General features: G+C 66.7%; 20 protein-coding genes. 14 read left to right on the forward strand and 6 right to left on the reverse strand.

The annotated features are described in order from the left end of the window. The first annotated feature begins 31 nt into the window (after positions 1-31). Together ACRVY7_RS10995 and ACRVY7_RS11000 are read left to right on the forward strand one after the other, a co-directional pair. Positions 32-868: a GNAT family N-acetyltransferase gene (locus ACRVY7_RS10995; protein ID WP_431817100.1), complete on the forward strand. Its 837-nt coding sequence runs from the start codon at positions 32-34 to the stop codon at positions 866-868. Between the two features lie 49 nt (positions 869-917). Further along, positions 918-2,753, forward strand: coding sequence for a penicillin-binding transpeptidase domain-containing protein (locus ACRVY7_RS11000; RefSeq protein WP_431817101.1), 1,836 nt, complete (start codon positions 918-920; stop codon positions 2,751-2,753). Between the two features lie 176 nt (positions 2,754-2,929). Here the strand turns inward: ACRVY7_RS11000 and ACRVY7_RS11005 are convergent, their stop codons facing one another. The 3 genes from ACRVY7_RS11005 to ACRVY7_RS11015 are packed head-to-tail and all read right to left on the reverse strand — an operon-like array spanning position 2,930 to position 5,807. Beyond that, the gene (locus tag ACRVY7_RS11005) at positions 2,930-3,724 is read right to left on the reverse strand and encodes a heme ABC transporter ATP-binding protein (protein WP_431817497.1); all 795 of its coding nucleotides are present in this window, start codon (positions 3,722-3,724) and stop codon (positions 2,930-2,932) included. Beyond that, a complete protein-coding gene (locus ACRVY7_RS11010) occupies positions 3,718-4,797 on the reverse strand; it encodes a FecCD family ABC transporter permease (RefSeq protein ID WP_049697100.1) in 1,080 nt (359 codons plus the stop codon). The genes ACRVY7_RS11005 and ACRVY7_RS11010 overlap by 7 nt, the downstream gene beginning before the upstream one ends. Further along, complete coding sequence (locus tag ACRVY7_RS11015; RefSeq protein WP_431817102.1) at positions 4,794-5,807, reverse strand: heme/hemin ABC transporter substrate-binding protein; 1,014 nt, start codon at positions 5,805-5,807, stop codon at positions 4,794-4,796. Before ACRVY7_RS11015 ends, ACRVY7_RS11010 begins: the two co-directional genes overlap by 4 nt. A gap of 191 nt (positions 5,808-5,998) precedes the next feature. Between ACRVY7_RS11015 and ACRVY7_RS11020 the strand changes: the two genes are divergently transcribed. Genes ACRVY7_RS11020 through map form a run of 3 tightly spaced genes read left to right on the forward strand, consistent with a single transcriptional unit; the run spans position 5,999 to position 7,823 of the window. Beyond that, positions 5,999-6,376, forward strand: a complete 378-nt coding sequence (locus tag ACRVY7_RS11020; protein WP_331436588.1) for a TA system antitoxin ParD family protein — start codon at positions 5,999-6,001, stop codon at positions 6,374-6,376. Further along, the gene (locus ACRVY7_RS11025; RefSeq protein ID WP_431817103.1) at positions 6,373-6,963 is read left to right on the forward strand and encodes an ATPase; all 591 of its coding nucleotides are present in this window, start codon (positions 6,373-6,375) and stop codon (positions 6,961-6,963) included. Before ACRVY7_RS11020 ends, ACRVY7_RS11025 begins: the two co-directional genes overlap by 4 nt. Continuing rightward, positions 6,960-7,823: a type I methionyl aminopeptidase gene (gene map / locus ACRVY7_RS11030; protein ID WP_431817104.1), complete on the forward strand. Its 864-nt coding sequence runs from the start codon at positions 6,960-6,962 to the stop codon at positions 7,821-7,823. Before ACRVY7_RS11025 ends, map begins: the two co-directional genes overlap by 4 nt. 3 nt (positions 7,824-7,826) lie before the next feature. Here the strand turns inward: map and ACRVY7_RS11035 are convergent, their stop codons facing one another. Then, the gene (locus ACRVY7_RS11035; protein WP_431817105.1) at positions 7,827-8,546 is read right to left on the reverse strand and encodes an SDR family oxidoreductase; all 720 of its coding nucleotides are present in this window, start codon (positions 8,544-8,546) and stop codon (positions 7,827-7,829) included. 159 nt (positions 8,547-8,705) lie between these two features. Here ACRVY7_RS11035 and ACRVY7_RS11040 point away from each other — a divergent pair, with 159 nt between their 5' ends. The 3 genes from ACRVY7_RS11040 to ACRVY7_RS11050 all read left to right on the forward strand — a co-directional run bounded on the left by ACRVY7_RS11040 (position 8,706) and on the right by ACRVY7_RS11050 (position 11,603). Then, on the forward strand, positions 8,706-9,101 hold the full coding sequence (locus ACRVY7_RS11040; protein ID WP_431817498.1) for a winged helix-turn-helix transcriptional regulator: 396 nt from the start codon (positions 8,706-8,708) through the stop codon (positions 9,099-9,101). Positions 9,102-9,110: 9 nt separating this feature from the next. After that, on the forward strand, positions 9,111-10,670 hold the full coding sequence (locus ACRVY7_RS11045; protein WP_431817106.1) for a cobyric acid synthase: 1,560 nt from the start codon (positions 9,111-9,113) through the stop codon (positions 10,668-10,670). A 96-nt stretch (positions 10,671-10,766) separates the two neighbouring features. Beyond that, positions 10,767-11,603 carry an alpha/beta fold hydrolase gene (locus ACRVY7_RS11050; RefSeq protein ID WP_083444262.1) on the forward strand — a complete coding sequence of 279 codons (837 nt, stop codon included), beginning with the start codon at positions 10,767-10,769 and terminating at the stop codon, positions 11,601-11,603. Between the two features lie 45 nt (positions 11,604-11,648). On the opposite strand, the gene ACRVY7_RS11055 is transcribed toward ACRVY7_RS11050, so the two are convergent. Next, positions 11,649-13,064: a mycothione reductase gene (locus ACRVY7_RS11055; RefSeq protein ID WP_431817107.1), complete on the reverse strand. Its 1,416-nt coding sequence runs from the start codon at positions 13,062-13,064 to the stop codon at positions 11,649-11,651. After that, positions 13,061-14,095 (reverse strand): alpha/beta hydrolase, encoded by a 1,035-nt coding sequence (locus ACRVY7_RS11060; RefSeq protein WP_431817499.1) that lies wholly within the window; start codon positions 14,093-14,095, stop codon positions 13,061-13,063. Before ACRVY7_RS11060 ends, ACRVY7_RS11055 begins: the two co-directional genes overlap by 4 nt. 221 nt (positions 14,096-14,316) lie before the next feature. On the opposite strand from ACRVY7_RS11060, the gene mqo reads away from it, so the two are divergent. From mqo to ACRVY7_RS11090, 6 genes are read left to right on the forward strand one after another with little or no spacing between them, the layout of a single operon-like run. After that, complete coding sequence (gene mqo / locus ACRVY7_RS11065) at positions 14,317-15,849, forward strand: malate dehydrogenase (quinone) (protein WP_049697463.1); 1,533 nt, start codon at positions 14,317-14,319, stop codon at positions 15,847-15,849. Between the two features lie 40 nt (positions 15,850-15,889). Next, entirely contained in the window at positions 15,890-16,363 is a 474-nt protein-coding gene (locus ACRVY7_RS11070; RefSeq protein WP_431817108.1) for a GNAT family N-acetyltransferase, read from the forward strand. Then, positions 16,360-18,387, forward strand: a complete 2,028-nt coding sequence (locus tag ACRVY7_RS11075; protein WP_431817109.1) for a VWA domain-containing protein — start codon at positions 16,360-16,362, stop codon at positions 18,385-18,387. Before ACRVY7_RS11070 ends, ACRVY7_RS11075 begins: the two co-directional genes overlap by 4 nt. Positions 18,388-18,419: 32 nt before the next feature. After that, positions 18,420-19,037, forward strand: a complete 618-nt coding sequence (cobO, locus tag ACRVY7_RS11080) for a cob(I)yrinic acid a,c-diamide adenosyltransferase (protein ID WP_431817110.1) — start codon at positions 18,420-18,422, stop codon at positions 19,035-19,037. A gap of 19 nt (positions 19,038-19,056) precedes the next feature. Beyond that, on the forward strand, positions 19,057-20,484 hold the full coding sequence (locus tag ACRVY7_RS11085) for a cobyrinic acid a,c-diamide synthase CobB (protein ID WP_431817111.1): 1,428 nt from the start codon (positions 19,057-19,059) through the stop codon (positions 20,482-20,484). Next, on the forward strand, positions 20,484-22,151 hold the full coding sequence (locus ACRVY7_RS11090; RefSeq protein WP_431817112.1) for a GAF domain-containing sensor histidine kinase: 1,668 nt from the start codon (positions 20,484-20,486) through the stop codon (positions 22,149-22,151). Before ACRVY7_RS11085 ends, ACRVY7_RS11090 begins: the two co-directional genes overlap by 1 nt. Positions 22,152-22,155 lie beyond the last annotated feature (4 nt).

The following is a 22,155-nucleotide window of genomic DNA, read 5'->3' on the forward strand; positions in this document are numbered from 1 at the left end:
GAAGAGGTACCAGGGTCGATGGAGGAATGACGTGCTGAGGCTGTTGGGCGACAAACCGCTCGGCGCACGCGACGCCCCCGTGGTGGCGCGCGTCCTCAATGCCGACCCGGTCGCCTGTTGCATGGTTGCGGCCCGTTTCGAGACGCACGGTATCGACCCGCGGCTGCTGGGCGGCGAACTGTGGACCGCCGACGATCCCGCCACGTCACTGTGCTTCTCCGGCGCCAATCTCATCCCGCTGATCGGTACGAGCGGCGACATGAATTACTTTGCCGAGCGCGCACTGTCGAGTTCGCGAGTCTGTTCGTCGATCGTCGGCGACTCTGATCACGTCCTCGCCATGTGGGATCGGCTGTGCCCCGCATGGGGTCCTGCTCGTGAGGTCCGCCCGGCGCAGCCGCTGCTCGCGCTGTCGGGACCGCCCCTTGTCGCACCCGATCCGGGCGTGCGACTGGTGACTCTCGACGATCTCGACGTCTACCTGCCCGCTGCCGTCGAGATGTTCATCGGCGAGGTCGGGGTCGACCCCTGTGCGGGCGATGGTGGCCGGTCGTATCGTCGACGTCTGGCCGCGTTGATCTCGGCGCAGCGAGTATTCGCACGATTCGACGGCGCAGCGGTGGTGTTCAAAGCCGAGATCGGTTCTCTCTCACGCCGAGTCGGCCAGATCCAGGGAGTCTGGGTCGATCCGACGCGGCGCGGACAGGGATTCGGTGCGGGTGGCACTGCCGCGGTCGCCGCGGCAGTGCAGGCACAGGGTCGGATCCCGAGTCTGTATGTGAACAGCTTCAACCTTCCCGCACGGTCGGTCTATCAGCGGATCGGATTCACCGAGGTGGGTACCTTCGCGACCGTCCTCGTCGACTAGGGCGAGCCTCCCCGGCGGGTGGTCTTCGCGGGCTTATCATCGGCTACCGATGGTGCTTCTGAGACGTCACGTCACTTCCCTGATTCCCGTGGCGATCAGTGCTGCTCTCATCCTCGGGGCCACTGCGTGCACCTCGGCTGACGACGGTCCGCGTCAGGCCGCACAGCACTTTCTCGCGGAGTTCGGCAAACGAGATGTCGACGCCGCGGCGGCGCTGACCGACAATCCCAGTCAGGCTTCGCAGGGACTCGAGGGCGCGTGGTCGGGGTTGGGTGCCACGTCGATGACCGCGGAGGCCGGTCGTGCCGACATCAACGGCGACACGGCCGATATCGACGTCACCTATCGCTGGAAGTTGCCCCGCGGCCGCGAATGGAGCTATCCGGCGACGGTCAAGATGGGGCGGAGCGATTCCGGCTGGTCGGTCCGCTGGACGTCGACCGATGTGCACCCGGATCTCGGTGCGAATCAACGCTTGTCGATGCGAATCGTCGAGGCGCCGCGGGCGACGGTCAACGAGGCCGACGGCTCGCAGGTAATGGTCAACGGAACGGTCGTCGGGGTCAACTTCGACGCGAAGAAGGCTGCGGAGGAGGGGTCGGTCGCCGATTCGGTGACCCGGCTGACTGCGGCACTAAACGCGACGGGAATGTCGCTCGACGCGCAGAAGATTGCCGAGGATTCCACCGCCACGGACGGCGAGTATCCGATCACGCGTCTCAGCCAAGCCCAGTTCGACCGTCTGCGTGATCAATTGGCGATTCCCGGCGTCGTCACCAACGAGCAGGCCGAGCTTGTCGCCAAGGATTCGGATTTCGCACCCGCGCTGCTGTCTCAGGTCAAGAAGGTCGTCGACAGTGAGGTCGACGGACACGTTGGGTGGCGAGTCGTGACAGTCAACCCCAACGGACTCGACGCGGACGTCCTCACCGACCATGCGGCAACGCCTGCGCCGTCGATCTCGTTGAGTCTGTCGCGAGCCGTCCAAGAGGCTGCACAGCGAGCAGTCAACGCCACCAACCGTTTTCAGATTGCGATGGTCGTGGTTCAACCGTCGACCGGACGCATCCTGGGAGTGGCGCAGAACCAGTCGGCGGATGCGAGCGGACCGATCGCCACCACCGGCCTGTATCCGCCCGGTTCGACGTTCAAGATGGTCACCGCGGCGACGGCGATCAGACGTGATCTGGCGCAACCGGATTCGCTCGTTCCGTGTCCCGGTGAAATCGAGATCGGGCCGCGAACCATCCCGAATTACGACAGATTCTCGCTCGGCACCGTGTCGATGCTGAAAGCCTTTGCGTCGTCGTGTAACACGACGTTCGCCCATCTCGCCAGCATGATGGGGCCGTCGGATCTTGCCAACACTGCAGCGGCGATGGGCGTGGGGGAGCAGTACGAGATCCCTGGCCTCGACGCGGTGTCGGGGTCTGTTCCGATCGCCAACGAACTCGTGGCCCGCAGCGAGGACGGCTTCGGTCAGGGCAAGGTGCTGGTCAGCCCTCTCGGGTTGAGCCTGGTGGCGGCGACCGTCGCCAACGACGGCAAACGTCCTGTCCCGCAACTCATCCTCGGCAAGCCCACCACCGTGACCGGACCGACGCCTGCGCTGGAACCCGGCGTCGTGGACAAGCTCCGCCCCATGATGCGTGCGGTCGTCACCGAGGGAACGGGCACGACGATCGCCGAACAGGGCGAGATCTACGGCAAGACCGGTGAAGCCGAATTCGACGGCGGATCGCACGCCTGGTTCGCGGGCTACCGCGGCGACCTCGCCTTCGCGACGCTCGTCGTCCGCGGCGCCGACTCGAACAACGCCGTCGCGGTGACTCGTGACTTCTTCAACTTCCTGCCGCCGGGCTACGCGACAGCGACCCGCCCCTAGCCGCGCTACCCACTCGGCACGCTGGGGCGCCCAGTCGACACGCTCGAGCGCCCAGTCGGCACGCTCGAACGCCCACTCGGCACGCTCGAGCGCACAGTCGACGCTGCGCGGCCCGTCGAGTGGGCGCTTCTGAACGTCGACTGTGCGCTTCTGAGCGTCGAGTGGGTAGATCGTCCTCAGCGTCGCCGCGGGATGATCACCGGCTGGCCGGTCTCGGGGTGGTCCCAGATCTCGACGGGGTGGTCGTAGGTCTCCGACAGTCGGTCCGCGGTCATCACCTCGCGCACCGAGCCGACGGCCAGCAGGTGGCCCTCTTTCATCAGGGCGACGCGGTCGGCGTAGGCGGCGGCGAGCGAAAGGTCGTGGACCACAAGCAGAATGGCTGCGCCGTTGTCGCGGTGGTTGCGCAAGATGTCGAGGACGCCCTCTTGGTGGTGGATGTCGAGGGCGGCGGTCGGTTCGTCGAGAAGCATGATCGGGGTCGACTGTGCGAGTGCACGACCCAGCGAGACGCGTGCCTGCTGGCCTCCGGAGAGCTGTCCGAAGGGGCGCTCGGCGATCTCGTCGAGGTGGCACAGACGCATCGACTCGGCGATGATCTGCGGTGACTCGGCGGCCTGCGGAGTGCGCAGCCACGGATACCGACCCATCTCGACGACCTCGGCGACCGTGAACGGAGTATCCGGACGATTCTGCTGGGTCACCAGCGAGCGTGCGCGCGCCAGATCCCGTGCGTGCATTCCGGAAATGTCGACGCCGCCGACCGTCACACGGCCCGCCTGCGGAGTTCGGAGACCCGCCATCACCGAGAGCAGCGTCGACTTTCCGCATCCGTTGGGGCCGACCAGCACGACGAGTTCGCCGGGTGCGACCTCCAGCGTGACGTCGCGGACCACGGCTCGCCCGCCGAGTTCGACGTCGATGTGCTCTCCGAGCAGCCCGGCCGTTGTCGGGGTGTCAGCGCTCACCAGCCGGCTCCCGCATTCCGACTCCGGCGTAGGAGCAGGAAGAAGACCGGTCCGCCGACGATCGAGGTGAACAGGCCGAGCGGCAGGCTCGCGGGAGGCATGACGGTCCGCGCTGCGAGATCGGCGGCGGCGAGCACCAGTGCGCCGCCGATGACGCTGGTCGGCAACAGGATCGAATGTCGGGGTCCGACGATGAGCCGCATGAGGTGCGGCACGATCAGTCCGACGAACATCACGATGCCCGTGAACGCGACGGCTGCCGCGGTGAGGATGGCCACCAGGACGATGACCTGCCGACGCACCACCTCGACGTTCACGCCCAGCGACGCAGCCTGCACCTCGCCGAGAGCGAGCAGATCGAGCTTGTGCACCAACAGAAACGACGCCGCGACGGCCGCCACGACGAGCGGCAGCGCCACCCACACCGGTCCCCAGCCGATGCCTTCGAGTGAACCGAGTTGCCAGAACACGATCTGCTCGCGGGCCGTCGTCGACGCGATGAACGTGAGGTAGGCGATGATGCCGAGAGCGAAGGCGTTGACGGCGATCCCGGTGAGCACCAACATGATCGGCGACGACGAGCCGTCGCGCAGCGAGAGCACGTACACCGCTGCGGAGGTGGCGAGCGCGAAGACGAACGCGACAGCAGCCAGTGCCCACCCGTTCACTCCGACGCCGCCGACGACGATCATCAGAGCCGCGCCGACGGCGGCACCTGACGACACTCCGACGACGCCGGGTTCGGCGAGGGGATTGGCCAGGACACCCTGCATGAGGCACCCGCCGGCACCGAGCGCGGCGCCGACGATGAGGCCCATGACAATTCGGGGGAAGCGAACGTTCCACAGTGTGTACTCGCCGATGTCGGCCGGAAGCGGTCCGATCGACAGGTGGAGGTGGTGTGCGAGGCTGCCGAGGACTTCGACGGGTGACACGCTGACCTGCCCGACGGCCGCCGAGGTGATCACCACCAGAACGGTCAACACCAGGAGTGCCACGATCACGACGACGCCGGATACGCGGCCGCCGTGGGTGGTGAGGTGTCGCGATCGCGACGGTGAGGTCTGCAGGGTCATACGTAGATGGCCCGGGCGAGTGCGCCGAGCACCTTCCCGGTGTCGGGTCCGAACGAGAGCATCTCGGTTTCGTCCATCTGGACCACACGACGCGCTTTGCCCGCACTGGTCTGCGAGACACCGGGGAGCGCGAGGACGCCGTCGAGCCCGCCGACCGAGTCGGCGCCCTGGGTCATCACGAGGATCACATCCGGGTTCGCGCTGAGCAGTGCTTCGGTGGTGACCTGAGTGAACCCGGGTTTGAGTCCCGACGCGGTTCCGGCGTCGGTGCCGCCGAGTGCTGCGATCAGATCATCGGCCCCCGATTGCGGTCCGGACATGAGCACCAGTCGTGGGCCGCGGATGTAGAGAAACGCCATGCGCGGATTGCCCGACGGATTGGGCACCGCTGCTCGGGCGTCGGCGATCTCCTTCTCGGTCCGTGTCACGAGTTGCTCGCCGGCCTGCCGAACACCGAGGGCTGCGGCAACGTCGCGGATGAGGGCCGGAGTGGTGGCAATCGTTCGAGTGGAGGTGAACGCCACCACCGGGATACCGGAGTTTCGAATCTGATCGACGGCGCCGGGCGGCGTCGTGTCCTCGTCGACGAGCACCACCGTGGGGTTCAGCGCGAGCACCGCCTCGGCGCTGAGCGTGTGTCCGTTGGTCGTGACGAGGGGGAGCTTCGACGCTGACGGGAAGGTCGTCGACCTATCGCGGCCGACCACCCGAGAACCCAGACCAAGTGAGAACACGGTGTTGGACAGCGTTCCGTTGCGATCGATCGCGATGACGCGACTGGTATCGGTGACCGTCACCTTGCCGTGTCCGACGGAGTCGACCGTCGCGGGCAATGTGATGGTCGGTGTCGCGGTGACCGGCACGACGTCGGAGTCGGGGAGTGTCGCCGTCGACGGTCCGTTGCGCAGGTGTGCGGTCGCGGCAACCGAACTGCTCGTCGACTGTTGGATGGGTGCGGTGCTACAGCCCGCGACGAGCGCGACCAGCGCTCCCAGTAACACCGCGAGCACCCGTGAAGACCTCAATCGCCCGCGACCTCCCGCTTTCCCCGACATGCCATCTGTGCCACCTGGGGCAATGCGTCGGCTTAGTCTCACCTTAGTCGCCGCATCGGCTGCGACGTCCGAGGGATCTGGCTCTCGTCCGGCTCTGGCCGTAGCAGATTGCTACACTGGGTTGAGGTTCGTGGTCAGGAGGAGTCATGACGAACGTTGCCGACAAGGTAACTCGTTTCTCGTCGGAGCTTGTCGACGCCGCGGCGTCGGAGGGCCGACGAGAACAGCGCTCTGCGCGACAGCAACTCGAGCACTGGGTGCGGGTCGGTCGTGAGGTGTCCGACCAGCGGCAGGTCGCCCGACGTCGTGTCGAAGCCGCGCTCGCCGGACGGCTCCCGCTCGGTGAGCTGTCGATCGAGGAAGGGGCGGTGTTCAACGCAGAGATCGCCGCATCCCTCGAAGAGTCGCTCGCCACCGGCAATCACGTCGCCGATCGTGCGGCTCGTGGTCTCGCGACGGTCGCGCTAGACGACCAGGGACGCGTCGTGAAGCATCTGCCTGACGGTACGCAGATCGTTCTGTGAGGCGGCTCGACCTCGTCGTCGGGCCCAACGGTTCTGGTAAGACGACGTTCGTCGAGCAGCGCCTCGCGCCGCTGCTGCCCGGCAGCGTGTTCGTCAACGCCGACGTGATCGCCCGCGATCGCTGGCCCGAGGCTCCCGAGGCGCACTCCTACGAGGCAGCCCGCATCGCCTCGACGATCCGCGAGACGCTGATCGAGCAGGGCGAGTCCTTCGTCGCCGAGACCGTGTTCTCCCACCCGTCGAAGCTGCACCTGATCACCCGCGCGCGACGATCGGGCTACGTCGTGGTCCTCCACGTCGTGCTCGTACCAGTCGAACTCTCGGTGGCGCGTGTCGCCGAACGGGTCGTCGAAGGCGGGCATTTCGTGCCGGAGGACAAGATCCGCGGCAGGTATGCGCGTCTGTGGGCTCTGGTGTCCGCCGCGATCGGCATGGTCGATCACGCGACCGTGTACGACAACTCGGCTCCCGACGTCACGCGGATCGTCGCACGCTTTGTCGACGGCGACCACGCGGGCACGGCGCAGTGGCCGTCGTGGGCGCCCCACGAACTGATCGAGATCACGGAGCCTAGTCTGGAGGTATGACCGTGCGCACTGCTCTTCGACCAGGAAAGCCGACACCCATCCGTCAGGTGCCCGACTCCATCGAGCGCCCCGAATATGTGTGGAAGCCGACCGTCAACGAGGGCCACGAGCCGTGGGTGCAGAGCCCCGAGGTCATCGAGAAGGTGCGCGTGGCGTCGAAGATCGCCGCCAACGCGCTCGCCGAGGCCGGTAAGGCCGTGGCTCCCGGTGTGACCACCGACGAGCTCGACCGTATTGCACACGAGTACATGATCGACCACGGTGCATACCCATCGACGTTGGGCTACAAAGACTTTCCCAAGTCATGCTGCACGTCGCTCAACGAGGTCATCTGTCACGGAATCCCCGATTCGACGGTCGTCGAAGACGGCGACATCGTGAACATCGACGTGACCGCATACATCGACGGCGCGCACGGCGACACCAATGCGACGTTCCTGGCGGGCGATGTCTCGCAGGAGGTGCGGGATCTGGTGGAGCGCACCAGAATCGCCACCGAAAGAGCGATCAAGGCGGTCAAGCCAGGTCGCGAGCTCAACGTCATCGGACGGGTGATCGAGGCGTACGCGAACAGGTTCGGCTACACCGTCGTTCGCGATTTCACCGGGCATGGGATCGGCGAGACCTTCCACAACGGGCTCGTCGTGCTGCACTACGACCAACCCAACGTCGAGACCGTGATCGAACCCGGCATGGTGTTCACGATCGAACCGATGATCAACCTCGGCGGGCTGCCCTGGGAGATGTGGGACGACGGCTGGACCGTTGTCACCGCAGACAAGAAGTGGACCGCGCAGTTCGAGCACACACTCGTCGTCACCGACGACGGCGCCGAGGTTCTGACGATCCCCGACGCGTAGCGATCACGCGCTGCGTGCCCCGCCTTCGACGTGGATGGTCTCCCCGGACACGAATCCCGCGGTGAGCAGCCATTCGGCAGCGTCGACGATGTCGTCGACGGCGCCGACACGCCCGGCGAGGTTGCCGCCGGCGACACCGTCGAAGAACGCGCTTCGGTCGGCCTCGGGCATGGCGTCCCAGGTTCCGGAGTCGATGATTCCGGGCGAGATCGCGTTCACGCGAATGGGTTTCAGTTCGTTGGCCAGATGGCTGACCGCGAACGAGACCGCCCCGTTCGTGATGCCCATGACCGAGTAGCCCGGCGCCGGCTTCCATGCGGCGACGCCCGAAAACAGGGTGATCGATCCGCTCGGTGGCAGCTTCGGTGCGAAGTGCTTGGCCAGCAGCATCGGCCCGATCACTTTGGCGTCGAATGCCTTGACTGTCGCATCGTGGTCGAGTTCGGCCACGGGCACATTGTGATGTGCCGCAGCGGTACTCACGATGTGGTCGACGGCCCCGAGTTCGGCGGCGGCCGCGGCGATCGACTGCTCGTTGGTGACGTCTATCGCGATCCCGCGCCCGTCACGGAGTTCGGCGGCCGCCTTCTCCGCGGAATCGATGTCGCGCGCGCCGATGATCACCGACGCTCCGGCGGCGTCGGCTCGGCGTGCGATCGCCAGTCCGAGATTCTTGGCACCGCCGACGACGAGGACGGTGGTTCCGGACAGGTGTGCGCTCATGGCGTGGTCCCTTCAGATCGGTAAGCTGAACACCGACCACGGTATGGATTTGATACCGGTATCTTCAACGAAATCGTCGACGACCAGCGCAGATCGAGGCGTCTAGCGGTGCCGGAAGAGATGACTGCGCGGAGATACAACTGCGGGAAGGGGAAAGAGATGGCCAAGGCGTACGACGTGATGGCGGCGACGTGTCCGAGTCGGGTTGTGCTGCACCGGATCGGGGCGCGGTGGACGGTGTTCGTCATCACCGCGCTCTCCGATGGCCCGATGCGCTTCAGTGCGCTCAAGGCGCATATCGAGGGCATCACCCCGAAGGTGTTGACGGAGACGCTGCGGGCCCTGCACTACGACGGACTCGTCGACCGCCTCGACCTCGGTGGCCAGCCGCCACACGTGGAGTACCAACTCACCGATCTCGGTCGGTCATTGTTGGTGCCGCTGGCCGCGGTGCGGGCGTGGGCGGAGGATCACGTACCCGACGTCGAGGACGCGCATCGACGCTTCGACGACGGTGATCTCACTCCGACACGGGCCGACGGAGCACCCCGATAGGGTGAGCCGGTGACGGAGTTACGCGGAGCGCTCCTCGTCGGGGGTACGAGTTCTGACGCGGGTAAGAGCCTCGTCGTCGCCGGATTGTGTCGGGCGCTCGTGCGCGAGGGTGTGCGGGTCGCGCCGTTCAAGGCGCAGAACATGTCCAACAATTCGGTCGTCACGCTCGATGGCGGTGAGATCGGTCGTGCGCAGGCGTTACAGGCCACAGCATGCGGACTCGCACCGTCGACACGATTCAACCCGGTGCTGCTGAAGCCCGGCAGCGACCGACGTTCGCACGTCGTGGTCCGCGGCCGACCTGCAGGCGATGTGGGTGCGCGGGACTACCTCACGAGACGGGCGGAGCTGCGCGAGGTGGTCGCCGACGAACTCGCCTCTCTGCGTGCAGAATTCGACGTCGTCATCTGCGAAGGCGCAGGATCGGTCGCCGAGATCAACCTCCGCGCCTCCGACATCGCCAACATGGGCCTCGCGCGATCGGCAGGCCTTCCGGTGATTCTCGTCTCCGATATCGACCGCGGCGGATCGCTCGCGCACCTGTTTGGCACCACCGCGATCCTCGAACCTGCCGACCAGGCGTTGGTCGCCGGGTACGTCATCAACAAGTTCCGTGGCGACCAGACGATCCTCGACCCCGGCCTGCACACCCTCGGCGCGCTGACCGGTCGCCCGACCCTCGGCGTGCTCCCGTTTGTCGCCGACCTGTGGATCGACGCCGAGGACTCGTTGGCCGCGCCGGTGGGGCGCAGGGTCGGCCCGCCGGAAGCCGCCGGTGCGTTCAGAACAGGGCCGGGCGCGTCCGAGCGGCTGTCGGTGGCAGCCATCCGGTTGCCACGTATCTCGAACTCGACCGACGTCGAGGCACTCGCGTGCGAGCCGGGTGTCGATGTCACCTGGGTCGTCGATCCGACGTCGGTACGCACCGCAGACCTGGTCGTCGTGCCGGGAACGCGTGCAACCGTGGCCGATCTCGCGTGGCTTCGTGAACGCGGCCTCGACGTCGCGTTGACCGAACGCGCGGCGCGGCACGGCGCGATCCTCGGTATCTGCGGTGGCTTCCAGATGTTGGGCAGACGGATCGTCGACTCGGTCGAATCCTCGGGTGGGGCCGTTGTCGACGGTCTCGGTCTGCTCGACGTCGACGTGCGATTCGAGCCGGAGAAGGTGCTGCGCACGTCGACCGGCGTCGTCGACGGCGTCGAGGTCACCGGGTACGAGATCCACCACGGCAGGGTCGTCGACTCGTCGGAAGCGTCGTGGATCGATGACGACGAGCAGGGTCCGGAGGGTGCCCGCCGGGACGCGATATGGGGCACGCACTGGCACGGGCTGCTGGCGTCGAACGAGTTCAGGCGCCACTACCTGCGTGAGGTCGCTGCCGTCGCGGGTAAACACTTTGAACCGGCAGGTGACACCGACGTCGCCGCGATCCGGGGCAGGCAACTCGATCTGATGGCAGACCTGGTGACAGCACAGCTCGACATGGCCGCGATCTGCGACATCATCGGCAGCGGCGCACCGCGACGGGCGCCGACAATAGCCCACTACCTGGGCGAGAACCGGTAAGTGGTTGCCGACGCATCGGTGAGTAGTGAGATTTGCAACCTGTGACCCGGCTCAACCCGCTGATTCAGCGGCGATCCCGCCGCTAGGGTTGGTGGAGTGGAAACTGAGCGGCGCGAGATCACAGTCGGCGACCTGACCTTCGACGTTCGCGTCGGCGGTCCTGACCGCGGCCCCTGGGTGCTGCTGTTGCACGGGTTCCCGGTGAACAGCTCCTGCTACGACGACGTCGCCGACCGCCTGCACGAGTCCGGTCTGCGCACCATCCAGGTCGACCAGCGCGGCTACAGCCCGGGGGCGCGTCCCGAGGGGGTCGAGGCCTACCGGCTCGAGGCACTCGTCGACGACGCACTCGGCGTACTCGATGCGCTCGACGTTCCGTACGCGATTCTCGTCGGTCACGACTGGGGCGGAATCGTCGCCTGGCACCTCGCAGGTAAGCACCCCGACCGGTTCACCGGCCTGGTCGTCGCGAGCACGGGCCATCCTTCGGCGATGCGTGATGCGATCAAAGATCCGGACGCCGTCGACGATCAGCGCGAGAAGTCGGCGTACATCAAGGATTTCATCGCCGAGGGTGCCGAGGAGATGCTCCTGGCGCGCGACGGGGTGCTGCTGCGTCGCGCAGGTGTGACGGCCGAGGAATTGGCTCCGCTGCGCGAACCGGGGGCGCTGACGGCAGGACTCAACTGGTACCGCGCCAACTTCACCGGCGACGTCGCCGCGACCCTCTCCTGCCCACCGATCGAAATCCCCACCACCCTGGTGTGGAGCGACGGCGACACCGCGCTCGGCCGGGCGCAGGCCGAGGGGAGTGGCCGCTACGTCTACGGCGACTACCGGTTCTGTGAACTGTCCGGCATCGACCACTGGATTCCGCAGAAGGCAGCGAAGGAGTTGGCCAGCGAGATCTCGCTGCGCTCGGCGGTGTTCTGACAAACCTCGCTGCGCTCGGTGGTGTTCTGAGCGGGACTTCTCGCGTCAGAATTCCAACCCGAGCAGAGCGTTCTCCAAAACCTCCGGCATGGCCGGGTGAATCCAGTACTGCCCGCGCGCCATCTCTTCGACGCCGAGGCCGAAGCTCATCGCCTGGATTGCAGGCTGAATCAGCGTCGGTGCCTGCGGGCCGATGATGTGGACCCCGAGTAGTCGGTGGGTCTCCCGGTCGGCGATGACCTTGCATGCGCCGGTCGTGTCCTCCATCGCCCAGCCGTAAGCGACGTCGCCGAACTCCTGCACCTTGACCGCGATGTTGTGGCCGCCGTCGCGCGCCTCGAACTCGGTCAAGCCCACCGCAGCGACCTGCGGGTGGGTGAACACCGCAGCGGGCACGACGTCGTGCTGGAAGGTGTCGAGATCTGGTGCGTCCCAACCCTTGAGCAGATTGGCGGCCACCACGCGCTCCTCGTGATTGGCTACGTGCTTGAGCTGGAACGGCGAACTCACGTCGCCGAGTGCCCACACTCCACGCGCACCGGTGCGGCCGTGGGAATCCACCTCGACGCGGCCGTCGTCGGTCAGGTCGAGGCCGATCGTGTCGATGCCGAGGCGGTCTCCGTTGGATACGCGCCCGGTCGCCACGAGAAGGACGTCGGCTTCGACGATCTCGTCGTCGCCGAGGGTGAGTCGGATCCCGCCGTCTGCAAGATTCTCGGCGGAGACCAGGTCGCGCTCGAGCCGCACGTCCCACTTGCCGCTCGCGATGTCGGTGAACCGCGTGGACAATTCGGTGTCGAGCTTGCGGAGCAGCCGCGGGCCGCGCGCCAGAATCGTGACCTGTGTGCCGAGCGAGCCGAAGACGTGTGCGAATTCGGCTGCGATGTAACCACTTCCGAGGATGATCATGCGGCGCGGAAGGTCGGGGAGTCGCATCACGTCGTTGTTGGTGTGATAGGTCACGCCCGATTCGGTGATGCCTGCCGGTATCACCGGGCGCGAACCCGCTGCGATCACCACCTCGCGGGCGAGCACCAGAGCGTCGGCGGTGACGAGCCGGTAGAGCCCGTCGTCGTCGCGTCCGTCGAATTCGACGTGGGAGGCGTAGACGGTGATGTTGTCGCATTCGAGTTCGCGGTACTGCAGGCCGCCGGTCGAGATGGGATCGATCCGGCCGAACACCCTGTCGCGAATCGCGGGCCAGTCGACGCCGTCGACCCGGGAATGAACGCCGAAACGGTCACCGTCGGAGGCGATGTCGGCGACCTCGGCCGGATAGACGAACATCTTCGTCGGGATGCAGCCGACATTCAGGCAGGTCCCGCCGTAGATGCCCTCTTCGAAGATGGCGATCTGCTTGTCGGCGAAGCGGTCGTCGGGAATCGAGTTGCCGCTGCCGCTTCCGATGATCGCGAGATCGACTGTCTGCGTAGCGGATCGAGTGTCGGAAGTTGCGGTCATGATGCGCTCCTTGCTGGCGACGGGTCGACGACGGTGTCGAGCCACCGATCGACCTCGGAGTATGCCTGTGTACGCGCCGACTCGACGGACAGGAATACGTCGTGGCGTGCACCGGCGATGGGCGCGATCGTGACGTGACCGCCAAGACTGCCGCTCCACCGCGCGATCTGCGTGACGTCGAGTACGACATCGGCTGCGTCGACCGCAGGCGAGTAACTCTTGGCGAACTTCGTTGCGTCCGAGCGCAACACGAGTGTCGGTACGCCCACATCGATGCCGTGATGGAGGTGGCGCTGGCCCGAGCGGACCGCGTTGAGGAATCCGAACGTGACCGGAAAACCGCCGAGTGGCTTCTTCGTGAGGTCGTAAGCCCACTCTCCGTGGGACTCGACGTGCAGGCTCTCGCCGTAGGCCGCGGAGAGTTCGCGGGTGAGCGTCTCGAAGGGGCGCACGGCCGCAAGGCCTTTGACGACCATCGTCACCGGATACGAGCGCAGCACGGGCTTGCCCTGCAGGTCGAGCCACGGGCTGTTGAGCAGCAGCCCCGACACGCGCGCGTGGCGCTCCGGCGATGCGGTGCGTAGACGGTCGAGCCACAGCGGGGTGATCAATCCACCCGTCGAGTGGGCGGCGATCAGTACCGGTGTGTCGGCGGTGAAGTCGTCGGCGATGGCATCGAGTGCGAGCCCGAGCTCGAGATCGTAGGCAGCGAGGTCGCGGACGAAGTGGGGCGTCTGCCCGTCGAGCAGCGAACGTCCACATTTGCGTAGATCCAGCGCGTAGAACGCGTACCCGCGGTCGTGGAAGTGATCGGCGAGGGGCTCGTGAAAGAAGTAGTCGGTGAATCCGTGGACGTAGAGCACCGCGCCATTGGTTGCGGCCGCCGGTGCGGTGGGTTTGCGAACCAGGGTTGCGGTGATCGGGTCCTCGCCGTCCGGGTCGGGGCCGAGGTCGAAGGTCCGCACCTCGTAGTGGTCGAGGAAGCCGTCGGGTTGCCAACCGGAATCGCGGTCAGTGGGATCATCTTGCACCGAGGAGGTCGACTGCTGACTAGTCGACTCTGGGGACACAGTCACGATTTCCACTGTAAAGGCGCATCCGAGGTAGGCACGCAAGTGTCATCCGGCCCACACTTCTCGGAGGCGATTCGGGCGGCTACACACTCATGGGGAACAATGGTCGACGTGGACGAAGATTCGTCCTCCGCAACACAAGACAGTGTTGTCGAGTGGAGTCTGAAGTGGGGTCCGAGTTGTCTGAATCGGTGATCAAGACGGACGTTGCGCTTGTGGGTGCAGGCATCATGAGTGCCACCCTCGGTGCGCTACTGCGGCAGGTGCAGCCTGATTGGACCATCAGCCTCTTCGAACGGCTCGATGCCGCGGCCGCGGAGAGCAGTGACCCGTGGAACAACGCGGGCACCGGCCATTCGGCGTTGTGCGAGCTCAACTACACACCGAAGACCGCGGATGGTGGCGTCGACACCACCAAGGCGATCGCCATCAATGAGCAGTTCCAGGTCTCTCGACAGTTCTGGGCCTACGCGGTCGACAACGACATCATCTCCCGCCCCTCGGAGTTCATCAATCCGATTCCGCACGTCAGCTTCACCCACGGTGACGCGGGCGTCGACTACCTCCGCAAGCGCTACGACGCGCTCTCGAAAGAAGTTCTCTTCGAGGGCATGGAGTACATCACCGATCCGAGCGAATTCAGTGCGCGTCTCCCGCTGATGTCGCAGGGACGTGACTTCTCCGACCCGGTCGCGTTGAACTGGTTCACCGAGGGCACCGACGTCGACTTCGGTTCGCTCACCCAGAAGCTCCTCAATTTCGTGGGCAAGGGTGGCGACATCTACTTCGGTCACTCCGTGACCAACCTGGACAAGCAGTCCGACGGAAGCTGGATCGTCAAGGTGCGCAACGTCCGTACCGGCGAGAAGTGGACCGTCCACGCCAAGTTCGTGTTCGTCGGCGCGGGCGGCGGTGCGCTGCACCTGCTGCAGAAGTCCGGCATCAAGGAAGCCAAGGGCTTCGGCGGATTCCCGGTCTCGGGCGAGTTCTTCCGCTGCAACAACCCCGAGCTCATCGAGGAGCACCACGCCAAGGTGTACGGCCAAGCGGCCGTCGGCGCGCCGCCGATGTCGGTGCCCCACCTCGACACCCGTGTGATCAATCATCGCCAGGGCCTGCTGTTCGGTCCGTACGCCGGATGGTCGCCGAAGTTCCTCAAGAGCGGCAAGATGACGGACCTGCTGAGCACGGTCAAGCCCGGAAACGTGCTGCCCATGCTCTCCATCGCACCGCAGGAGTTCGGTCTGCTCAAGTACCTCATCGGCGAACTCGCCGCGAGTCCCGCCGACCGCGTCGACACCCTGCGTGAGTTCGTTCCCCGCGCCTTGGGCGAGGACTGGGAGCTGATCACCGCGGGTCAGCGCGTGCAGGTCATCCGTAAGAACAAGGACGGTGTCGGCGGAAAGCTCGAGTTCGGCACGGCGGTCGTCGCCGCCGGAGACGGCACACTCGCAGGCCTCCTCGGAGCGTCGCCCGGTGCGTCGACGGCGGTTCCGGCGATGCTCTCGGTTCTCGAACAGTGCTTCCCGGCCGACTTCGAGCGCTGGACGCCGAAGCTGACCGAGATGATTCCGTCGTTCGGTAAGAAGCTCTCCGACAACGCCGACCTGTTCCACCAGGTCTGGGATTGGACCAGCAACAGTCTCGAACTGCGTCGCAACACCGTCGACGCTCCAGCCGACGCCGACGTCGAGCCCGCGCCGGCAGGCTGAGTTGTGACGTGCGTGCTGTCGGTGTGATAGTCACGACACCATGACCTCTGGGCAGCTTCATCGCAGCTTCACAGCCGACCTCGACGTCGAGACGCTGTACAACATCCTGCGATTGCGGGTGGATGTGTTCGTCGTCGAGCAGTCCTGCCCGTACCCGGAACTCGACGGTCGGGATCTCGAGCCGGCTACCCGCCAGCTCTGGGTGTCCGACGACGAGGGCCGTGTGGTCGCGACGTTGCGGCTCCTCGAGGATTCCGGGGCACCTGGTGACGGCGAGATGTATCGGATCGGGCGAGTGTGCACCGACCGGTCCCGCAGAGGCGAGGGAATGACCGCGCGTCTCATCGAGACAGCGCTCGCCGAGGTCGGCGAGCATCCGTGCCGCATCGAGGCGCAGAGCTATCTCATCGACATGTACGCGAAGTTCGGTTTCGTCGTCGACAGCGAGGAGTACCTCGAGGACGGCATTCCGCACGTCTCGATGCTCCGACCCGCCAGAAGCACGCGCTCATGAGCGGTAGGCACGCTGTCGCGGCTCCGGTGAGCGCCACGCCTGCGCGGTATCCGTTCAGCGCCGTGGTGGGGCAGGAGCGGCTGAAGTTGGCGTTGATCCTGTGCGCGGTGTCGCCGGGCATCGGCGGTGTGCTGATCCGCGGCGAGAAGGGCACGGCCAAATCGACCATCGTCCGCGGACTCGGACCACTGATCGCTCACGAGGACACGGCAAACGGTGGCGGCGACGAGCCGTCCGCAGGCAGAGTCGTCGAACTGCCGATCGGTGCCACCGAGGACCGCGTCGTCGGGTCGCTGGATCTGACGGCCGTACTGCGCGACGGTGAGGCGGTGTTCACGCCCGGGCTGCTTGCCCGTGCCGACGGGGGTGTGCTCTACATCGACGAGGTCAATCTCCTCGCCGACCACCTCGTCGACGTGCTGCTCGACGCCGCGGCCAGTGGGCGGGTGACCATCGAGCGCGACGGCGTCTCACATACCCAGGCCGCCGACTTCGTGCTCGTCGGAACGATGAATCCCGAAGAGGGAGAACTACGTCCGCAGCTGCTCGACCGTTTCGGGCTGGCCGTCGACGTCACCGCGGCGCGCGAGGTCGACGACCGCGTCGAGGTCATTCGACGCCGGATGGACTTCGACGCCGATCCCGATCGCTTCGTCGAGCGGTATGCCGACGACGAGCGAGCACTCTCCGACCGGATCGCCGCCGCTCGCGCAACCGTGGGAAGTGTCGAGATCAGCGCGCGAGAATTGCGACGCATCGCAGGCATCTGCTCGCACCTCGACGTCGACGGACTGCGCGGCGACATCGTCGTCGCACGTACCGCGGCCGCACATGCGGCACTGCGCGGGGCCACGTCGGTGACCGAGGAGGATGTGCGCGTCGGCGTCGAACTCGCTCTGCCACACCGTCGTCGACGCGACCCCTTCGACGAGTCGGGCATGTCCGAGCAGCAACTCGACGACGCGCTGTCGGCAGGCGACGACGCCGCGGGCCCTCCGGAAGAACCGGAGCCCGACCCGGACGGACCCGACGGTGCTCCTGCGCCCGAGCAACGCGACGAGTCTTCCGCTGACTTCAATCCTGCTGACTCCGATCCCACTGGCCCGCAACAGGATTCCAGCGACGAGCCTGTCGAGCAGGACGTCTCCGGACAGTCGCAGCAACCGCCGCGCGGCCAGATGTTCGGTGCCGCGGCGTCGAGTTCCGGTGTCCGCATGCGGCGCCTGCGGGCCGACGGCGTCGGTGACGGCGATCCGGGTAAGCGGTCACGCGCACGAAGTCGTCGCGGGCACACCGTGTCCGACACCGACTTCGCGCCGGGAGGTCCGGTCCACCTCTTCGGGACAGTGCTGCGCGCCGCAGGGCGTTCGGTGGCCACTACTGAGATATCGACGACGTCCGAGCGGCTATCAGTTGCACCGGTCGATTTGCGTGGGGCACAACGCATCGGGCAGGAGGGCAACCTGGTGGTGTTCGTCGTCGACCTCAGCGGGTCGATGACGGCACGCAGGCGACTGAGCGCTGTGAGCCGCTTATGCGTTGACCTGCTGCGCGATTCGTACACGCGGCGCGATCGGGTCGCGGTGATCGTGGCGCGCGGATCGCGTGCAGAACTCGCTGTGCCCCCGACGAAATCGGTCGATATCGCTGTGCGGCGACTCGCCGACATCAGAACCGGTGGCCGAACCCCATTGGCGGAAGGGCTGATCGAGGCGCAGCGGGTCATCGAGCGTGCCCGACGAGCCGATCCGCGACGTCGACCGCTGCTCGTGGTGCTGACCGACGGTCGGGCCACTGCGGGCCCCGACGCCGCCGGACGCGCATCGGTTGCGGCGCAGCGTATACGGCGCAACGGAATCGACAGCGTCGTCGTCGACTGCGAGCAGGGCGCGGTTCGACTCGGACTCGCCGCGGATCTTGCCGTGCGCCTCGGGGCGCAGACGATGCGGATGGACGAGCTGTCGGTGGCGGCGTTGTCGGCCCCCGCCGCCGACCGGCGTCAGTCGCGCACGTCGGCCGCCTGATCCGAGTCCGCGCGAGAATAGGGAGAGTTACTGTGCCGCAGGGTGTTCCGCAGACGGTCCCCGACGACGGGTTGACCACCCGGCAGCGTCGACAGCAGCCGGTACTGGCCGTGCACACCGGTGACGGCAAAGGAAAGTCGACGGCGGCGTTCGGGATGGCGATGCGCGCATGGAATGCGGGTTTGCGCATAGCGGTCTTCCAGTTCGTCAAGAGCGCGAAATGGCGTGTGGGAGAAGAGTCGGCGATGGCCGCGCTCGGCGAGATCCACACCGAACAGGGCATCGGCGGGCCCGTCGAGTGGCACAAGATGGGCCAGGGATGGTCGTGGCTGCGTGCCAATGCCGACGTCGCCGACGACCATGCCGCGGCGGCACGTGCCGGTTGGGCCGAGATCGCCCGTCGTCTCGCCGACGAGCAGCACGACTTCTACGTGCTCGACGAGTTCACCTACCCCCTCGACTGGGGATGGATCGACACCGACGAGGTGGTGCGGACACTCGTCGACCGACCCGGCCGCCAACACGTGGTCATTACCGGACGTCGTGCTCCCGAGGCACTCATCGACGCCGCCGACCTGGTGACTGAGATGCGCAAGGTCGCGCACCCGATGGACGCGGGACGTAAGGGCCAGAAGGGAATCGAGTGGTGAGCCGCGTGGCGAGGGCGACATGACGTCGATCCCCACAGTCGTCGTGGCCGCGCCGTCGTCGGGCAGCGGCAAGACCACCGTGAGCACCGGGCTGATCGGTGCGCTACGCCGCGCCGGGCACCGGGTTGCGCCGTTCAAGGTGGGGCCCGACTACATCGATCCCGGCTATCACGCGGTCGCCGCGGGACGTGTCGGTCGCAACCTCGACCCCAACCTGGTCGGAGCCGACCTGATCGGGCCGCTGTTCGCGGCCGGAAGTCTCGACGCCGACATCGCGGTGGTCGAAGGTGTCATGGGGCTCTTCGACGGCAGGATCACCGCTGACGACGTCGCCGACGCGGACCCGATCGGCACGGGCTCCACCGCGCACGTCGCAGCACTGCTGAACGCGCCGGTCGTTCTTGTCGTCGACGCCGCGGGTCACAGTCAGTCGCTCGCGGCGCTGCTGCACGGCTTCGTCGGCTACGAACCGTCGGTGCGGATCGCGGGTGTCGTGCTCAATCGGGTTGGTTCTCCGCGACACGAAGCCGTGCTGCGACAAGCCTGTGCGCGTGTCGGAATGCCCGTGCTCGGGGTGCTGCGTCGCGACTCGCGCCTTCAGGTGCCCTCTCGTCACCTGGGGCTGATCCCCGCCGCGGAGAGGTCGGTCGAGGCTGTCGAGGCCGTCGACGCGATGTCGGAAATGGTCGGCGCAGCACTCGATCTCGACGCAATCGTCGCGCTTGCGCAATTGGGCGGCGTCACGCTGTCGGCGCCGTGGTCGGCGGCCGACGCCATCGCAGACGCGGAGGAGGGCGCGCGATCCGAACGTCCGCACTCTGCTCGTCCCCACTCCGGACGCCCAGTCGTTGCGATCGCCGCGGGTGCTGCGTTCACCTTCGGGTACGCAGAGCACGCGGAACTGTTGCGCGCGGCCGGTGCGGAGGTCGTCGAGTTCGATCCGTTGGTCGACCGCCTGCCCGAGCGCGCAGCAGGACTCGTCGTCGGAGGGGGATTCCCCGAGGAACACGCAGACAAGCTGGCGGCCAATCATGAACTGCGAGAAGACATCGCGACGCTGAACCGCGCAGGTGGTCCCATCCACGGGGAGTGCGCGGGCCTGCTGTACCTCACGCGAGAGCTCGACGGGCATCACATGACCGGGGTGATCGACGCGGTCGGTCGGTTCGGTCCCTCGCTCACCCTCGGATATCGCGACGCCGTGGCGGTCACCGATTCGGTGCTCTATCGGCCAGGCGAACGGGTCACCGGGCACGAGTTCCACCGCAGCGTTGTCGAACTCGATGCCGGGGCGCCTGCGTGGGCGTGGCGTGACCATCATGGCGCATCAGGGGTGCACGGCGTGGCGACGTCGAATGTCCACGCGTCGTATCTGCACGTGCACCCGGCGGCGGTGCCGACATCGATTGCGCGGTTCGTGCGCGCGTGCGAGCCGAAGGAGACGTGATGGCGGAGAGCAAGGTTGCGCAGGTGCTCGACATCCTGCGTGAGCACGGCGTCGACGATCCTGCGATCCTGCGTGATCTGCTCGAGGCCGTGCTTGTCGTCGGGCAGGGACTCGACCTCGACGAAGCCCTCCAGCGGATCGTCGAAGTTGCTGTCGGAGTCGTCGATGCTCGCTACGGCGCGCTGGGTGTGCGCGGTCCCGACGGTGGGCTGTCGGAGTTCGTGTACACGGGGATCACTCCGGACGAGCGGTCTGCGATGGGGTCGCTGCCGGTCGGCAAGGGAGTGCTGGGGGTCCTGATCAACGACCCCCACATCCTGCGCATTCCGGATCTGGCGAAACACCCTGCGTCGGTGGGCTTTCCGGCGAACCATCCGCCGATGACGACATTCCTCGGTGCTCCGATCATCATCCGTGGCTCCAACTTCGGCCGCATCTACCTGACCGAGAAGCGTGGCGCCGACGAGTTCTCGCCGCTCGACGAAGCGCTGATCGCGGTCCTCGCGGTGGCCGCCGGGATCGCCGTCGACAATGCCCAGTTGTTCGAGAGCTCACGCACGAGGCAGCGGTGGATGCAGGTGCTGGTGCGTCGCGGCTCGGAGCCGCTCTCGGGAATCGCGTTGGAGGACACGCTGTCTCGGATGTGTACCGACGTGGCCGACCTGGTCGGCGCCTCCGACGTCCTCATCTTGAGCGACGAGAGCGACAGCGGAGACGACATCGTGCTCAGCGGCCACACCGGCGGGCCGATCGAGTTCGATCCCGCGGAGTTCTCGGCGCCGACGGGGACGGGGATGTCGATCGTGCCGATCGCCGATCTCTCGCCCGCACTCGGTCGGCGCGGTGCTCGCTGGGCGACGGTGCAACCGCTTGCGCGCGCCTCGGGGGCTTTCGGGTGGATCGTCATCACACATGTCGACGAGCCGGTGTGGGAGGCCGAGGAGGCCTCGGGCCTGGCCGGCGTCTCCGAAGTGGCGTCGTTGGCGATGGTCTATGCGGAGCAGCAACAGGTCGCCCGCGACCTCGAGGTGCTCTCCGACCGCCACAGAATTGCCCGCGACCTGCACGACCACGTGATCCAGCGACTGTTCGCGATCGGCATGTCGATCCAGACGATGCTCGCGGCGGGCGGCAGCGGTGCGTCGGTGCGATTCGACGACGCCGCGCGCGCCGAGCGGCTCGAACAGGTGATGACCGACCTCGACCGCACGATCGCGCAGATCCGCACCTCGATCTTCGACCTGCAGACCGTCCCCGGGCATCACGACACCGCGACGTTGCGGCGCCGCGTCCTCGACATTGTGTCCGAACTCTCGGTCCACGCGCCGATCGCGCCGAGCGTGCAATTCGACGGCCCGGTCGACACCGTTGTCCCCGACACGCTGGGGCCACACATCGACGCCGTGCTGCGCGAGGGACTGTCGAATGCGCTGCGCCACGCGCACGCCGAGCACATCTCGGTGTCGGTGAGCGCCGACGACGTGCTGTCGGTCGAGATCACCGACGACGGGGTGGGTATCAGTACCGACGTCACCTACCGCGGTCTGGAGAACCTCACGCGCCGCGCGGAGGAATGCGACGGCACGTTCACCGTCGTCACCAATCCTCGTGTGGCGCCCGGCCGTTCGTCGGGGACGACGCTGACCTGGTCGGTGCCGCTCACCTAGCGGC

This window comes from Gordonia jacobaea (assembly GCF_965344965.1).
GTDB classification, from domain to species: domain Bacteria; phylum Actinomycetota; class Actinomycetes; order Mycobacteriales; family Mycobacteriaceae; genus Gordonia; species Gordonia jacobaea.

Coding starts and splice junctions, on each gene's coding strand:
- ACRVY7_RS11000 (WP_431817101.1), top strand. CDS start 918: ATGGTGCTTCTGAGACGTCACGTCACTTCCCTGATTCCCGTGGCGATC.
- ACRVY7_RS11010 (WP_049697100.1), bottom strand. CDS start 4,797: ATGACCCTGCAGACCTCACCGTCGCGATCGCGACACCTCACCACCCAC.
- ACRVY7_RS11020 (WP_331436588.1), top strand. CDS start 5,999: ATGACGAACGTTGCCGACAAGGTAACTCGTTTCTCGTCGGAGCTTGTC.
- map (WP_431817104.1), top strand. CDS start 6,960: ATGACCGTGCGCACTGCTCTTCGACCAGGAAAGCCGACACCCATCCGT.
- ACRVY7_RS11035 (WP_431817105.1), bottom strand. CDS start 8,546: ATGAGCGCACACCTGTCCGGAACCACCGTCCTCGTCGTCGGCGGTGCC.
- ACRVY7_RS11040 (WP_431817498.1), top strand. CDS start 8,706: ATGGCCAAGGCGTACGACGTGATGGCGGCGACGTGTCCGAGTCGGGTT.
- ACRVY7_RS11055 (WP_431817107.1), bottom strand. CDS start 13,064: ATGACCGCAACTTCCGACACTCGATCCGCTACGCAGACAGTCGATCTC.
- ACRVY7_RS11070 (WP_431817108.1), top strand. CDS start 15,890: ATGACCTCTGGGCAGCTTCATCGCAGCTTCACAGCCGACCTCGACGTC.
- ACRVY7_RS11075 (WP_431817109.1), top strand. CDS start 16,360: ATGAGCGGTAGGCACGCTGTCGCGGCTCCGGTGAGCGCCACGCCTGCG.
- ACRVY7_RS11085 (WP_431817111.1), top strand. CDS start 19,057: ATGACGTCGATCCCCACAGTCGTCGTGGCCGCGCCGTCGTCGGGCAGC.
- ACRVY7_RS11090 (WP_431817112.1), top strand. CDS start 20,484: ATGGCGGAGAGCAAGGTTGCGCAGGTGCTCGACATCCTGCGTGAGCAC.